Source organism: Pseudomonas bananamidigenes (assembly GCF_001679645.1).
GTDB classification, from domain to species: domain Bacteria; phylum Pseudomonadota; class Gammaproteobacteria; order Pseudomonadales; family Pseudomonadaceae; genus Aquipseudomonas; species Aquipseudomonas bananamidigenes.
On the sequence record NZ_LRUN01000025.1, the window covers coordinates 1 to 15,667 of the forward strand.

The window sequence follows — 15,667 nt, forward strand, 5'->3', positions numbered from 1 at the left end:
TTTGGGGCGTTTGCCAAAGATCGCCGTAAGGGCGAAACCGCCAGCCGCCACACCCGCAGAAACGGATATTCACCCAAAACAACCCAAAACCTGGTCGGCCCAAAGGCCGCCAAGGTCAAACCCAGATCAAAGCCGAAAATGCCCCACCATCCCCCTCAGCTCACTCCCCAACTGCGCCAGCTCAACACTCGACGCCGCATTCCCGCGCATCGCAATCGAAGACTGATCCGCACTCGCCCGAATACTGGTCACACTACGATTGATCTCTTCGGCCACCGAGCTCTGCTCCTCGGCCGCCGCCGCGATCTGCTGATTCATCTGCTGGATCAACGAAACCGCCGCCGCAATACTCCCCAGCGCACTTTCGGTCTGCAACGCATCGCTCACCGCCAGTTTCACCAGTTCGCCACTGCTCTGAATCTGCTGCACCGATGAATAAGCCGCCGAACGCAAGGCACTGACCAGCCGCTCGATCTCTTCGGTCGACTGCTGCGTGCGCCGGGCCAGCGCCCGCACCTCATCGGCGACCACCGCAAAGCCCCTGCCCTGCTCCCCTGCCCGCGCCGCTTCGATTGCCGCGTTGAGCGCCAGCAGATTGGTCTGTTCGGCGACGCTCTTGATCACTTCGAGCACCGTGCCGATGTTCTGGATTTCCGCGCTCAGGCTTTCGATGCTCGAACTGGCCGACGTCGCCGAATCCGCCAGTTGCTCGATCCGCGCCATGCTCTGGCGCACCACTTGCTGACCAGTCTCGACCTTGTCGTCTGCAGTCTGCGCTGCAAGCGCCGCCTCTTCAGCATTGCGCGCCACGTCATGGACGGTGGCGGTCATCTGGTTCATGGCCGTGGCAACCTGCTCGGTTTCCTCTTTCTGGCTGCTCACTTCAAGATTGGTCTGCTCGGTCACCGCCGACAGCGATTGTGCGGAACTGGCCAACTGTTCGATACCGGCCTGCAATCCGCTGACGATGCTGCTGAGGCCCGCGCCCATCTGCTGCATGGACTGCATCAACTGCCCGATCTCGTCACGACGGGTCACTTCCACCGTTGCACTCAAGTCACCGGCGGCGATCCGTTGAGCAACCTGCATCACGCTGCGCAACGGAGCGACGATCAGGCGGGTGATCACCCAGGCCGCAATCAGACCGACCAGCAAAGCCAGCGCCGACGACCCGATGATCAGCACAGAGTTTTTCTTCAGCTCCCCCTGCATTGCGACATCCTGAGCGACGTAGGCCTGATCGACCCGCTCCACCACTTGCGCAGCACGTTGATGCAATTGCTCGGATACGCTTTTTTCCTGGACCAGCAGCCCGGTGTACTCGGCAAGTTTGTCATTGAAACCGGCGATGTGGCCTGACACCTCATTGAGTACCGTCAGATACCCCTCGTCCTTGACCATGGATTTCAATTGCTCGGCCTGCGCCTGGGCCTGGGCGGCCTGTTCGATGTTGCCTTTGACGCTGTCGTCCCCCTTGCGGCTCTGGTCCAGGCGCACACGTGCTTCGTTCATGGCCTGCAGCATCAGGCGCGAAACCTGGCTGACCTGACTGGCCTGCTCGATGAACTGCGCCCCATCCTTGCCTTCGCTGTCCTTGAGCGTGTAGGCGCCGTCATCGGCAAGCCCGGCCTGGAGTACATCAAGATTATTGGCGACGCTGGATACCGACCAACTGGCCATTTCCAGCGCCAGATCCTTGGCCTGAGTCAGTGAGACGAACTCATCGAAGGCCTTGCGGTAGGCAGCCAGCGACTGCTCGACCTCGCTCATCACCGCAACATTGGCCGGAGCCTGCGCTTTCAGCCTGTTGGCCTGCGCGATCAGGGCATCCACCCCTTCATGCAGGGCATCGACGGTTTTCGGATTGCCGTGCAGGGCATAGTCCCGCTCCAGCAAGCGCACATTGAGCAGATCGCTGTTGAGCGAGGACATCTGCTTGAGCCCGTCGAAGCGCTGACTGATGGTTTGCAGGGACCAGACGCCAATGGCCGCCACCAGCGCGGTCAACAGCAAGACCAGCACAAACCCGATACCCAGTTTTTTTGCCATACCGAGATTGGCAAAACGTCCTTGCACGGCCGAAATCATTGCGCGTCGTCCCCTGCCGATGTCTGTTGCCGAAGAGTCGCAACGGCCATGAACCAGCACAAGACTCTGACGTCGGAATAATGGCAAAAAGCTAGGTTCGCGTCGTTTTCAGAACACTTGAGGTCGATCCACGGTTGTACTGCGAAAGAACTGTCGCGCCCTTGGATCGCAGGCATAAGCCACATTGATCCGCTGCCAGTCACAGGCTTCACCGCCAGGATTGAATGATGTCCCGAAGGACAATTGCACACCATGGTGCAAGGCCTGCCTGCGCAAGCGCTCCGCATCCGCCCGCGGAGCGCGTGCCCAGATGAACAGGCCGCCCGTCGGTTTGCCGAACACTTCCCAATCCGCGTCCTCCAGCGCCTCAAGGGCTGCCGCACGATCGGTATTGAGCCGCTGGCGTTGACGCTGTACCAGCTTGCGATAGGCGCCACTGGACAACAGCGTTGCCAATACGGCCTCGTTGAAGCCGGAGGTCCCCATGCAACTGATCGCCTTGACCCGTGCCAGTTGCTCGATCACCTCAAGCCCTGCCGACACGAAGCCGACCCGCAACGAACTGCTCAGCGTCTTGGAATAGCTGCCGACATAGATCACCCGCCTGTCATCGTCCAGTGCGGCCAACCGCGTACCGCTGCCATTGTGCAGATCGGCGTAGACGTCGTCCTCGATCAACCGCAGGTCGTAGGTTTTGCTCAATTGCAGAATCCGCCGGGCCACTGCCGGTGCCAGACAACTCCCGGTAGGGTTGTGGTGATGACTGTTGATGAACATCGCCACGGGCCGGAACTGCTGCAACAACGCCTCGAGAGCTTCGATATCCGGGCCGTCCGGCATCCGGCGGACCTCCAGCATGCGCACCCCCTGCAGTCGCAGAAGGTCGAACAGCGGTGCGTAACCCGGTGATTCGACCACCACACAATCGCCGGCCCGAAACAGGGTCCGTACGATCAGATCCAGTCCGTGGCTGGCACCGGCCGTGGTCAAAACCCGCGTTTCATCCGCCTCTATGTCGAGCAATCCTAGTCGTTTGACGATTTGCTCGCGCAGCGTGGGGAGCCCCAGGGGTGTGTTGTAATTGAACAGGCTGGCCATGTCCGTGCGGGTCACCTGACGGATGGCATAACTGAGATCGTCGGGCTCTCGCCAGCTCGAGGGCAACACACCGTCACCCAGTTTCAGCCGGGCGCGCGATTGCGGCGCTGTCTCGCAGCCGTAGCTCTCGCTCGCCAAAACCTGGCTGTCAAAGGCCTTGCAACACTTTGGCAATGTACTTGCAACCATGAAACCGGCACCTTGCCGGGAGGCCAGAACACCTTGCGCCACCAGACGCTCGCAAGCTTCCACGACGCTCGACTGGCTGAGCAGGTTGGACCGCGCGATTTGCCGTATGGAAGGCAGGCGTGTCGCCGGTGGCACCTGGCTCTGCTCGATCCACTCGGTCAAGCCATCCACAATCTGCTGTACGACCGGCACCATTGCCTGTCGGTCAATTCTCAATTCCATGAGTAGCCAAACTCCTGTCGGTTTTACTCGCGGCAGTAAATCACAGCCGCGCCGGTCAGGCTGTGCGACAACGCCGTCAAAAGCCACCGTTCTAACCATTTGAAACACATTGTTTATCAATGACATGGAACCAAAACAGGGCGAAAAAACCCGCCTGCAGGGCGGGTCCGTTCCTGTGTCGACCATGGCTTTCTCAGAATGCGGTGACACCGCCGTCCACTGCCAGTGAATGGCCGGTGGTGAAAGCCGCACCATCACTGCACAGATACAGCACGGCACTGGCGATTTCCTCGGCCTTGCCGATGCGACCGACCGGGTGCATGGCGTTGGCGAATTCGCCCTTCTTCGGATCGGCCTCGTAGGCACGACGGAACATGTCGGTATCGATCACGGCCGGGCAAACGGCATTGACGCGGATTTTTTTCTTGGCGTACTCGATCGCAGCAGACTTGGTGAGACCGATCACCGCATGTTTGGAAGCGGCATAGATGCTCATCTTCGGCGCGGCGCCCAGCCCGGCCACCGACGCCGTGTTGACGATCGCCCCGCCACCCTGTGCCAGCAGCAGCGGCAACTGGTACTTCATGCACAGCCAGACGCCCTTGACGTTGACACCCATGATCGCGTCGAACTCATCCATCGAGCCCTCGGCCAGTTTGCCTTTCTCGATTTCGATCCCGGCATTGTTGAAGGCATAGTCGAGACGACCGTAGGTCTTGATCACCTCATCCATGAGATTTTTCACGTCACTCTCGACAGTAACGTTGCAGCGCACGAAGGTCGCTTCACCGCCGGCTGTACGAATCAGCGCCACCGTCCCCTCGCCCCCGGCGGCATCCAGGTCGGCCACCACCACTTTCAGCCCCTCGGCGGCAAACGCCTGCGCGGTCGCGCGGCCAATGCCATTGGCGGCCCCGGTGACTACGGCGACCTGACCGGAAAACGTCATGCTCATTGTTATGTCCTCGAATGCGGGATGGATGACGGCAGCATAGCCACGGCCATCTCATCAGCGGCAGCACTATCAGAAGGCCGTTTGACCGCCCATGAATCGCAGTGATGAAACTGTGCCTGCCACTATCACCCTGTCTGATCGGTCTGTATTCGCCTCGTCAGCCAACCTTGCAGCATCGCCGGTGACGGTCTATCAACAAGGTTTTATCCGTCGAGTGCCTGTCATGACTAACCAGACCAATCGTCAGTTCCTGCTCGCCAAACGCCCGGTAGGCGCAGCCACCCGCGAGACCTTCACCTATCAGCAAGTGCCGGTGGGCGAGCCGGCGGCGGGACAGATCCTGGTGAAGAACGAATACCTGTCCCTGGATCCGGCCATGCGCGGCTGGATGAACGAGGGCAAGTCCTACATCCCGCCGGTGGGCATCGGTGAGGTGATGCGTGCATTGGGTGTAGGCAAGGTCATCGCATCGAACAACCCGGGGTTTGCGGTCGGGGACTATGTCAACGGCGCCCTGGGTGTGCAGGATTATTTCCTTGGCGAGCCAAAAGGTTTCTACAAGGTCGATCCGAAACTGGCACCGTTGCCGCGTTATCTGTCGGCATTGGGCATGACCGGCATGACCGCCTACTTCGCGCTGCTCGATGTCGGCGCACCGAAGGCCGGGGACACCGTAGTGTTGTCCGGCGCAGCGGGCGCAGTCGGCAGCATTGCCGGACAGATCGCCAAGATCAAAGGCTGCCGGGTGGTCGGTATTGCCGGCGGCGCGGACAAGTGCAAGTTCCTGATCGATGAACTGGGCTTCGACGGTGCCATCGATTACAAGAGCGAAGACGTGCTGGCCGGCCTTAAACGTGAATGCCCGAAAGGCGTGGACGTTTATTTCGACAACGTCGGCGGCGATATCCTCGACGCCGTACTGAGCCGTCTGAACTTCAAGGCCCGCGTGGTGATCTGCGGCGCCATCAGCCAGTACAACAACAAGGAAGCGGTCAAAGGCCCGGCCAATTATCTGTCGCTGCTGGTCAACCGTGCGCGGATGGAGGGTTTCGTGGTGATGGATTACGCCGCGCAGTACGCCAGTGCCGCCCAGGAAATGGCCGGCTGGATGGCCAAGGGGCAGCTCAAGAGCAAGGAAGACGTCGTCGAAGGGCTGGAAACCTTCCCGGAGACCCTGGGCAAACTGTTCAGCGGCGAGAACTTCGGCAAGCTGGTGCTGAAGGTCTGAAAACAATGAAGGGAGCCATCGGGCTCCCTTCATTGAATCTGCAGATACTCGATCAGGCCAGTTCGGCGACCACCGAGGCCAGGGCCTTGGCCGGATCCGCCGCCTGGCTGATCGGACGGCCGATCACCAGATAGTCGGACCCGGCATCCAGTGCCTGGCGTGGGGTCAGGATGCGACGCTGGTCGTCCTGTGCGCTGCCGGCCGGACGAATCCCCGGGGTCACCAGTTGCAGCGACGGGTGCGCGGTTTTCAGTGCAGTGGCTTCCAGCGCCGAGCACACCAGACCGTCCATCCCGGCCTTTTCGGCCAGCGCTGCCAGGCGCAGCACCTGCTCTTGCGGCTCGATGTCCAGACCGATACCGGCCAGGTCCTCACGCTCCATGCTGGTCAGCACGGTCACGCCGATCAGCAAGGGTTGCGGGCCGCTGCGCTTGTCCAGCTCTTCACGGCAGGCCGCCATCATGCGCAGACCGCCAGAGCAGTGAACGTTGACCATCCACACACCCATTTCGGCGGCGGCCTTGACCGCCATCGCCGTGGTGTTGGGAATATCGTGGAATTTCAGGTCGAGGAAGACTTCAAACCCCTTGTCACGCAAGGTGCCGACGATTTCCGAGGCACAGCTGGTGAACAGCTCCTTGCCCACTTTGACCCGGCACAGTTTCGGGTCCAACTGATCGGCCAGCTTCAGTGCGGCGTCACGGGTGGGGAAATCCAGGGCGACGATGATAGGAGTCTGGCAGGCGGACATGGATGGGCTCTCAGGCAAGTCGAAATCGGCGCGCATTGTAGCGGAACCGGCGGCAGCGCGGCACCCGATGATCGGTAAATCATCGCGCCGGACGTGATCAGCATAGCCTTGCAGGGTATTGTGTCGAAGCCGATACACAACCGACACGCCGACAACATGCGTCCGCGCTAGCCTCGCCAGCCGCAACATGTCCTTACAGCAGCCCTTCCCGCCTCACGGCCGGACGCCTATGCTGAAACCACAACCTCGCAGCCTATCTTTGTGGTTGGCGGCCTACTGGCAGATGAACAGCCTCATGCACAACTCTCAAGCCTCCGTGAATGAAGAGCAGAAAGACGACAAGCGCTGGAGCATCCGGGCACTGATCGTCGACGACGATGTGCCGATCCGCGAACTGATGATCGACTACCTGGCCCGTTTCAACATTCACGCCAGCGGCGTCACCGACGGCGCGGCGATGCGCCAGGCGATGCAGGCAGAACACTTCGACGTGGTGGTGCTCGACCTGATGCTGCCCGGCGAAGACGGCCTGTCGCTGTGCCGCTGGCTGCGCGCCGAATCGGACATCCCGATCCTGATGCTGACTGCCCGTTGCGAACCCACCGACCGCATCATCGGCCTCGAACTGGGCGCCGACGACTACATGGCCAAGCCGTTCGAACCTCGGGAACTGGTGGCGCGGATACAGACGATTCTGCGCCGGGTGCGCGACGACCGCAGCGAACAACGTGCGAACATTCGCTTTGACAACTGGCGCCTGAACAGCGTCCTGCGCCAGTTGATCGCCGACGATGGCCTCGTGGTACCGCTGTCCAACGCCGAATTCCGCCTGCTCTGGGTGTTCATCGAACGTCCGCGCCGGGTACTCAGCCGCGAACAGCTGCTGGACGCCGCCCGTGGTCGCTCCATCGAAGCGTTCGACCGCAGCATCGACCTGCTGGTCTCGCGTCTGCGGCAAAAACTGGGCGACGACCCCAAGGCCCCCCAATTGATCAAGACCGTGCGTGGCGAAGGCTATCTGTTCGACGCCAGGGATATCGGCTGATGCGGGCGCGCTTCGACACGCTGTTCGGACGCCTGTTTGGCGTGCTGTTCGTGGCGATCGTCCTGGCGCACCTGCTGGCTTTCGCCTGGTTTCACCATTACGGCCCGCCTCCGCCACCTCCACCGCCGGAGTTTTCGCAGGGAGTCGAGGGGCAACGCCCGCCAGCGGATCCGCGCTTCCCCCATCGCCCGCGCCCCTGGTTCGGCGGACCGCTGGTGCCGCTGACCTTTCAGTTCATTTCATTGATGATCGCCGCGTGGTACGGCGCCAAACTCCTGAGCCGCCCGATCCAGCGCCTGAGCGACGCCGCCGAACGTCTCAGTGAAAACCTCGACAGCCCGCCGCTGGATGAATCGGGCCCGCGAGAAGCCCGGCAGGCGGCGCATACCTTCAACCTGATGCAGCAACGGATTCGCGAACAGGTCCAGCAGCGCGCGCGCATGCTCGGCGCCGTGTCCCATGACCTGCGCACACCGTTGTCGCGATTGAAACTGCGTCTGGAACAGATCGACGACGACAGGCTGCAGGGACAGATGCGTCAGGACCTGAACGACATGATCGGCATGCTCGACGCCACCCTCACCTACCTGCACGAACAACGCACCAGCGAAGCGCTGCAGATGATGGACGTGCAGGCGCTGGTCGAGTCCCTGTGCGAGAACGCTCAGGATCAGGGGGCCGATGTTCAGGTCAGCGGTCATTGCGCGCCACTGGCCGTGCAGCCGATGGCGCTGCGTTCGTGTATCAACAACCTGATGGACAATGCCTTGCGCTACGCCGGGCAGGCACACGTCGAATTGCAGGATCAGCGCGGGCAGCTGTTGATCCGCGTCATCGACCACGGCCCGGGCATCGCCGAGGACAAACGCGAAGCCGTGTTCGAGCCGTTTTTCCGCCTGGAAGGCTCGCGCAACCGCAACTCCGGCGGCGTCGGCCTGGGCATGACCATCGCCCGGGAAGCCGCCCAGCGCCAAGGCGGCCAATTGAACCTGGAAGAAACGCCGGGCGGCGGCCTTACCGCCGTGATTCGCCTGCCACGACTCTAGGCCGGACAGCGTACCGTTCGGTACAAAATCCCCATACCTGCGACACCTCAAACGATGAGCGTCAGCTCGACTCGGGTAGCGGCTTTATCAACGCCGATCCTCAACCCGCCCCTGACTCTTGCTCCAATCCGTCAACAGACTATAAGCAACAGCCAAAAGCGTCGGCCCGATAAACAACCCGATAAACCCGAACGCAATCAGCCCGCCAAACACCCCGAGCAACACGATCACCAGCGGCAGATTCCCGCCACGGCTGATCAGGTACGGTTTGAGCACGTTGTCCACGCCGCTGATGATGAACGTCCCCCAGATCCCGAGAAACACCGCCATCCCGTACTCGCCCTTCCAGGCCAGCCACGCCGTGGCCGGAATCCATACCAGCGGCGGGCCCATCGGAATCAGGCTGAGCAGGAATGTCACGATACCCAGCACCAGCGCCCCCGGAATTCCGGCTATCAGAAACCCGATCAATGCCAGTATCGCCTGCGCTGCCGCGGTACCGATCACACCGTTGACCACCCGCTGCACCGTACCGGCCACCAACTCGATGTAATACCCGGCACGATCACCGATCAAACGCTCCAGCAGACCATGAACAAATGCTGCCAGCCGCGGCCCGTCACGGTAGAAAAAGAATACGAAGACTATGCTCAGGGTCAGTTCGAGAATCCCGCCACCGATCTGTGCACTGCGCGCCAGCAGCCAGTTACCGACCTGTCCCAGATAAGGCTTGAGCGACACCATCAGCGCCGCGCCCTGCTGGTCGACGCTGTTCCAGAACCCGACCAGTCGCTCCCCCACCAACGGAATGGTGCCAAGCCAGGCCGGCGCTTCCGGTAACCCGTCAACTTGAACGTCCTTGATGAACGCCGTGGCATCGCGCACATGATCGGCCAGGTTGAACCCCAGCCATACCAGCGGCGCGGCCACCAACAGCATCCAGCCCAGGGTCAGGATGCCTGCCGCCAGCGACTCGCGGCCATTGAGCCAGCGCGTCAGCAGACGCATCAACGGCCAACTGGCGAACGCCAGCACCGCCCCCCAGAACAGCGCCGACCAGAACGGCGCCATCACCCAGAAACTGGCACCGAACAGCACAAGCAACAGGATCTGCACCAGCAGACGATCATTATTGGGCATGTGAAATCTCGAAAAAATCAGTCAGGCAAAGCGTAGGCGAACACGCCGGGCGTGTCCGCCGCAGACACCTTATCGCAACAGATCGATGCGCAGGCCATTGCCTTCGACACTACCGGTCTCCATACGTGCTGCGCGCACGCCCTGAGTGATCAGCGCCTGACGCCAGACCTCGGCCTTTGGCCCGGACATCACTACTCGCAATGTGGTATCGAGGTTCAGTCCACGGGACAGCAGACGCAACCAGGTGTCGTCGGGATCACCGGTCAGTTTTGGCAACTTCAGCTCACCGGTGTCCTTCAACTGGCGCAACAGGGTCGCGGAGGTCGGCAACAACTCTCCCAACGGTGTGACGGCCTCGAACTGCTCGACATGCAGATAGGCTTTGCGATTGCCGCGAGTGATGCCGTACAGCGCCACCAGCGTGTTGTCGCGAGGCGCCGCCAGCCTCAGCAGCAGATAGGCCTGCTGCTCGTCGGCACCGTACAGCTTGGCATTGCCGAAGACTTCGTTGGCCCACAGGCTGCTTTCGCCGCAATCCCTGGCCTGACACCAGAACAACAGCTCGGCATCCTGCTTTTGCAAGGCTTCGCGAGCAAGCGTGAAGGCTTCGGTGGCGGAGTGTTCCGGCGGCAGTTCATAGGTGACCGAGGTGGTTTGTCCACGGGCACCGACCTGACCGTCGAAACGCAACTGGCCGCTGATCTTGCGGATAGACCCCAGCGGGTAAATCCGCTCCAGGGTCGCGGCCGGGCGATAGTCGACGATCTGCGCATCGGCCAGTCGTGGCACGATGGGCAGATCCTGACTGCCCGGCAGGTCGGCAGCGAGCAACACGGGACTGAAACAGCACAGCGCCAGCAGACTGAAGAATCGCATCGGCAGGCTCATCGGATCAGCGTGCCCGGGGCGAGTTGATGGCCATCGAGTGTCGCTGCAGTGTGGAAATCCATTGTGGTTGTCTCCCGTTTCAACCCACCCAGCCTCGACAGTTGCCAAAGGCAAGTCAAGAAATGGCGAAGAACCGATTGAAACAGTCTGCGACAAGCACCGCGCCCGACTCATCGTTCAGGTGCAGATGGTGCCCGCCCGGCAGCTGTTCCCGGCTGAAGGGTAGACGTTCCAGCAGCTCTGTATGTCTGGCCAGCATGCCGTCAGCCGCTACCACCAGATGTGCAGGACAGGCCAGGCGCTGGATGAACGCCATGGCCTGCTCCTGGGTCAGACGCAGCGGCGATGGCAGGGTCAGGCGGTTGTCGGTGCGCCAGGTGTAACCGCCGGGCACCGGCATCAGACCTCGTTGCGCCAACAGTTCGGCAGCCTCGCGACTGACGGCCACCAGGCCTTTCATGCGTGCTTCGATGGCCCGATCAAGAGTGTTGTAGACCGGTTTGCGTTTTTCCCGCAAATCAAGCTGTGCCTGCAGCGCCATGCCCATGCGTTCTGCGGCGTTTTCGCCATTATCTGTGGGCGGAATCACCCCATCGATCAATGCCAGATGGGTGATGCGCTCCGGCAACGAGCCCGCCAGTACCAGCGAAACAATCGCCCCCAGCGAGTGCCCGAGCAGGCCGAAGCGCTGCCAGCCCAGTTGTTCCGCGACTTGCAGCACATCATGGGCGTAGTCCCACAACGCATAACCCGCACCGACCGGGCGGTGCCCGGAGTGGCCATGACCGGCCATGTCCAGCGCGACAATTCGCAAGCCTTTGAGTCGAGGGGCCAGACGAGCGAAGCTGTTGGCGTTGTCCAGCCAGCCGTGCAAGGCAATCACCGGCACCCCGTCTTCCGGGCCGAAAATGTGCGCCGCCAGCTCGATATGCGGCAGGCTCAGACGAACTTCTTCGACCGCCGGGCTCATGCGCAGGCCTTCTGCTGGCGGCTTTCCCAGCGAGCGAACAGGTTTTTCAGCAACTGCGCGGTGTCCTGCGGACGCTCAAGGGGAAACATATGACCGCCCGGCACGGTCAGCGCCTCCCCCTGAGGCAGACGACCGACGAACCGGGTGTGATGGTTCATCACCACACGACTCTTGTGCCCGCGCACCACCGCCAGCGGCACCTGAAGCTGTCGGGTTCGCCCCGGAGTGGTGTGCGGCACGCCGCGATAGATGCTGATCTCCGTGGCCGGATCGAAGCGCAGGCGCAGCTTGTCGCCGACCTGGTGCAGACCATGTTGCAGGTAGGCGTCGAAACACTCGGGATCGAAACCGCGAAACAGGGTCTTGCCGGCAAAGTAGCTGCGGGCACTGTCGAGGTCGGCAAATTCTTCGCGCCGTCCCAGCGTGCGGCCGGCCGGGGTGAGTTTGTCGATGAAACCAAACCGCTTGGCGGCGCGGATTACCCAGCGATCGGTACGGGTCAACACAGGGGAGTCGAGCATCACCACCCCGCGATACAGCTCAGGGCAACGCAGCGCGGCGTGCAGGTGCAGCATCCCGCCAAAGGAGTGGCCAACGCCCCACACCGGCTCGTCTTGCTGCTGCAGGTGATGGATCAGTTCGTCAACCAGGTGATACCAGTTGTCGCCTGCCGGAAAACGCGGATCGTGGGCATGCTGCTCCAGATGCGTCACCCGGAACTCCGGCGCCAGCGCCGAGAACAGCTTGCCGTAGGTACCGGAAGGGAAACCGTTGGCGTGGGCGAAGAAAATCGGTTGCGACATACGGGTAAATCCATGGGCGGTAAACGTGGCGTTGATTGTCCGTAAGACCGCGCTTCGCGGCAATGACCGTTACTGCCAGGAATAATGACAACGTCGTTTCATCGATGCCTTGCAGCCCGTCGGAAAACAGCTCGAACCTGTTAGTTCTGACAGTTGACGCAATGTCCGACTCGGCACTAACTGCTGCGATACGAAACGCTTCAGGGAAGCTGTTCACATGCACAAGAACACGCCAACTGTCTCGGTACTGGATCCACGAGGACTGGACATTGCTTCTGTGTCCTACTGCCGAGACGCGCTCGGCGCCGCCGCGGTATCGCGTATTCATCGACAAGCCTACAACGCCGCCGGGATGGCGACCGTCAGCTGTGATCCGCGCCTGCACGCTCTGCTCGAAACCGATCCGGATGCCCGTCCCAATCTGATTACAGCGTACAGCCTGACGGGTGCAGTCCTTCACAGCGACAGCGTCGATTCCGGCCGCCGCTGGACGCTCCCCGGCGTGGCGAATCAAAGCCTGTCCAGTTGGGACGGTCAACGGACACAGATTCAAACCGGATACGACCTGTTGATGCGCCCGACCGGAATCATCGAACTTGCTCACGGGACTTCCGGCCGCAATCGTGTTTTTTATACCTACGGCGATAGCACCCCCTCATCGGCATTACACAACCAGTGCGGTCAATTGATCCGCCTGGACGACGACGCCGGCACACTGCACTTCCCGAGTTTCGCGCTCACCGGCGCAGACACCGCCCAGACCCGGCATTTTCTCAAGCAACTCGACGACCCGGACTGGCCCGCTGTCGAAGCAGACCGGGACCTGCTGCATGAAACCGGCAGCGGGGCCACCACACGCACTCGCTACAACGCGCTGGGAGAACGAATCAGTCTGGAAGATGCATCAGGCAATGTGCAGTTTTCCGATCTGGATGTCGCAGGCCAACTCAACCGGGTTCGCTTGAAACTCGCCGGCCAGTTGGATGAAAGCGTTTTACTGCGGGATATCGAGTACAGCGCCGGCGGCCAGATTCAACGGCAACTGGCTGGCAATGGTGTGATCAGCGATAGCCGTTACCAGCCGCAGAGCGGTCATCTGATGGAAATCAGGGCCGGGGTTGCCGGCCAGCCGCCACTGCAACACCTGAGGTACAGCTACGATCGCATGGGCAACATTCTCGGCATCAACGACCTGGCACAGCCCACGCGTTTTTTTCGAAATCAGAAAATCGAACCGACCAGCACTTATGCCTACAACAGTCTGTATCAATTGATTGAAGCCACCGGCTGGCAACGGATCGACACCCGGAACGGGCCGCAGGAGCCCGACTTCGGATCGCCAGCGGATCCCGGGCAACTGGAGAACTATCGCCAACGCTACAGCTACGATCCGGGCGGCAATCTCACGGAAGTCGTGCATGTGGCGGCAAGCCATGGCTGGACGCAACGCATGGCAATTTCCCGCTACAGCAATCGAGGCCTGGCACAGAATCCCGACGGCAGCTTGCCGGGCGAGACTGAAATCGTTGCCGGGTTTGACCCCAACGGCAATAAGCGCCTGTTGCAGCCCGGTCAGGATCTGACCTGGACTCCGGGCAACCGTCTGCGCCAGGTCGATCAGGTAGTGCGCGAGGAGGGCCCCAATGACAGCGAACGCTACATCTACGACGTTAGCGGTCAGCGTAAACGCAAGCTTCGTCTGGTACACAGCGGTGCCTCGACACAAACCCACGAGACGCGCTATCTGCCGGATCTGACCCGACGAGAAACGCCCGGTGAAACCATGTCCGTCAAATTCGTGCAGGCCGGACGTTGTGCTGTCGAGGTGTTGCGCTGGACCCGTGGTGGCCCCGGTGCCGATCTGATTCATTACAGTCTGAGCAACCATCTGGGCTCAAGCCTGCTGATGCTCGACCAGCACGCCAACATCGTCAGTCAGGAACATTATTACCCCCATGGCGGCACATGCTGGTGGGCCGGTCCCGACAAGGTGCAGGCCAGCTACAAGACCCGGCGCTACGCTGGTCAGGAGCGAGATGCGACCGGCCTGTATTACTACGGACAACGGTATTACGCGCACTGGTGGATGCGCTGGATAAGCGCCGACCCGGCGGGTGTCGTCGATGGTTTGAACCTGTATGCGATGGTGCGCGGCAATCCGGTCCGGTTCGTCGACCTTCAGGGACTGGCAGGGCTCGACACGGTCGCCGCAGTGGGTGCAACGGCGGCCCGGGACTTTCCCAGCGCCTTGATAGCCGCTGCCGTGCAATACGCCGTCGCCGGGTTCCTCTCACCCGTGAGTGTGGCCGTCACGGTGGTCGGCGCCACGGCCGGCGCCGTTACCGGCGGCATCAGTGGCTACGCGAGTGCCAACTGGGCCAGATCAGCATTGCATATGGATGACCCGGACAGTTGGGGCCCGCTGTTGGCGCAAGCCAGTGGCGCCATAATGGGCGCGGCACTGGGGGCGGCACCGTCCTTGCTCGGCATGCTCGACCCCAAAGGCAACACCGCAGCCGTCGCACAGATCGCCAGCGCGTTCGGCACAGTCTTTCGCGAGTTGTCTGCCCAGCATTTCGCCAATGCCGGACCGAGCAATCCTTCCGTGGGCCGTGCCGATTTTGTCACGGGTGCTGCCAGCATGGGAGCGGTGGGGGTCATTGGAGGTGCGGTCGGTTACGGTAGCTCGGCGTTATTCGGTGCGCAGCCGGCGGGCAAAGCCTTGCAATCGATTATTGGCGCCTCGACGTCGACCGGGCTCGGAGCGGCGAGCGCATCTGCCGTGAGGGGGCTGCGGGGCACGCCGACCAAACCGTCCAAAGGCACCCCGGCAACTTTCGATTACAAGAAAGCCATTGTCGGCTACAGCAGCCGGCATTTCTTTTCGTCGCTGGGACAAATCGCCAACCTGGCTGTCGCGAAAATACCGGGGTACAGCACGCTGGATGCAAACACCCAGGCCGCCTTGAGTCGGGCGATCAGTAGCGCCATCGGGGATTTGCGCTCGACATTCGTGACCACCGCGACTCCCGGCTTGAGTGGCGCGCTGGGACAAAACACTTACGACGTGGAAAAAGCCCAGGCTGATGTCGGCATCACCCAGGAAACCGTGCCGACTTCAAGCAATGCGGGCTATGACCCCGCCGCCACCGAGATTTTCTATATCGTCAGCGAAACGAGGTCGGGACAACGTAGATATTCCCGTTCGGATCTGCGCTATCAGGTTACGCACATGTGAGGCTGA

General features: G+C 61.5%; 12 protein-coding genes and 1 pseudogene. 4 read left to right on the plus strand and 9 right to left on the minus strand.

The annotated features are described in order from the left end of the window. Nucleotides 1-126 precede the first annotated feature (126 nt). From BBF94_RS28370 to BBF94_RS09925, 4 genes and pseudogenes are all read right to left on the minus strand, one after another. Nucleotides 127-1,008, minus strand: a complete 882-nt coding sequence (locus tag BBF94_RS28370) for a methyl-accepting chemotaxis protein (protein WP_404820930.1) — start codon at nucleotides 1,006-1,008, stop codon at nucleotides 127-129. A 27-nt stretch (nucleotides 1,009-1,035) separates the two neighbouring features. Beyond that, a pseudogene (locus tag BBF94_RS28375) lies at nucleotides 1,036-2,088 on the minus strand (methyl-accepting chemotaxis protein); the annotation flags it as partial. A gap of 108 nt (nucleotides 2,089-2,196) precedes the next feature. Next, nucleotides 2,197-3,597 carry an aminotransferase-like domain-containing protein gene (locus BBF94_RS09920; protein ID WP_065258864.1) on the minus strand — a complete coding sequence of 467 codons (1,401 nt, stop codon included), beginning with the start codon at nucleotides 3,595-3,597 and terminating at the stop codon, nucleotides 2,197-2,199. A 193-nt stretch (nucleotides 3,598-3,790) separates the two neighbouring features. Beyond that, nucleotides 3,791-4,552 carry an SDR family oxidoreductase gene (locus tag BBF94_RS09925; protein ID WP_065258865.1) on the minus strand — a complete coding sequence of 254 codons (762 nt, stop codon included), beginning with the start codon at nucleotides 4,550-4,552 and terminating at the stop codon, nucleotides 3,791-3,793. 223 nt (nucleotides 4,553-4,775) lie between these two features. Here BBF94_RS09925 and BBF94_RS09930 point away from each other — a divergent pair, with 223 nt between their 5' ends. Then, nucleotides 4,776-5,780 (plus strand): NADP-dependent oxidoreductase, encoded by a 1,005-nt coding sequence (locus BBF94_RS09930; RefSeq protein WP_065258866.1) that lies wholly within the window; start codon nucleotides 4,776-4,778, stop codon nucleotides 5,778-5,780. Nucleotides 5,781-5,832: 52 nt separating this feature from the next. Here BBF94_RS09930 and pyrF read toward each other — a convergent pair whose 3' ends face one another. After that, nucleotides 5,833-6,531, minus strand: a complete 699-nt coding sequence (gene pyrF / locus BBF94_RS09935; protein ID WP_065258867.1) for an orotidine-5'-phosphate decarboxylase — start codon at nucleotides 6,529-6,531, stop codon at nucleotides 5,833-5,835. A 295-nt stretch (nucleotides 6,532-6,826) separates the two neighbouring features. On the opposite strand from pyrF, the gene BBF94_RS09940 reads away from it, so the two are divergent. Then, entirely contained in the window at nucleotides 6,827-7,576 is a 750-nt protein-coding gene (locus BBF94_RS09940; protein WP_065258883.1) for a response regulator, read from the plus strand. Then, nucleotides 7,576-8,622: a sensor histidine kinase gene (locus BBF94_RS09945; RefSeq protein ID WP_065258868.1), complete on the plus strand. Its 1,047-nt coding sequence runs from the start codon at nucleotides 7,576-7,578 to the stop codon at nucleotides 8,620-8,622. The genes BBF94_RS09940 and BBF94_RS09945 overlap by 1 nt, the downstream gene beginning before the upstream one ends. 87 nt (nucleotides 8,623-8,709) lie before the next feature. Here the strand turns inward: BBF94_RS09945 and BBF94_RS09950 are convergent, their stop codons facing one another. The 4 genes from BBF94_RS09950 to BBF94_RS09965 all read right to left on the minus strand — a co-directional run bounded on the left by BBF94_RS09950 (nucleotide 8,710) and on the right by BBF94_RS09965 (nucleotide 12,423). Continuing rightward, nucleotides 8,710-9,762, minus strand: coding sequence for an AI-2E family transporter (locus BBF94_RS09950; RefSeq protein ID WP_065258869.1), 1,053 nt, complete (start codon nucleotides 9,760-9,762; stop codon nucleotides 8,710-8,712). 69 nt (nucleotides 9,763-9,831) lie between these two features. Further along, nucleotides 9,832-10,638: a DUF4892 domain-containing protein gene (locus BBF94_RS09955; protein WP_065258870.1), complete on the minus strand. Its 807-nt coding sequence runs from the start codon at nucleotides 10,636-10,638 to the stop codon at nucleotides 9,832-9,834. A gap of 127 nt (nucleotides 10,639-10,765) precedes the next feature. Then, nucleotides 10,766-11,620 carry an alpha/beta hydrolase gene (locus tag BBF94_RS09960; protein ID WP_065258871.1) on the minus strand — a complete coding sequence of 285 codons (855 nt, stop codon included), beginning with the start codon at nucleotides 11,618-11,620 and terminating at the stop codon, nucleotides 10,766-10,768. Beyond that, nucleotides 11,617-12,423 (minus strand): alpha/beta fold hydrolase, encoded by an 807-nt coding sequence (locus BBF94_RS09965; RefSeq protein ID WP_065258872.1) that lies wholly within the window; start codon nucleotides 12,421-12,423, stop codon nucleotides 11,617-11,619. Before BBF94_RS09965 ends, BBF94_RS09960 begins: the two co-directional genes overlap by 4 nt. Nucleotides 12,424-12,640: 217 nt before the next feature. Between BBF94_RS09965 and BBF94_RS09970 the strand changes: the two genes are divergently transcribed. Beyond that, a complete protein-coding gene (locus tag BBF94_RS09970; RefSeq protein ID WP_065258873.1) occupies nucleotides 12,641-15,661 on the plus strand; it encodes an RHS repeat-associated core domain-containing protein in 3,021 nt (1,006 codons plus the stop codon). The last annotated feature ends 6 nt before the right edge of the window (nucleotides 15,662-15,667 follow it).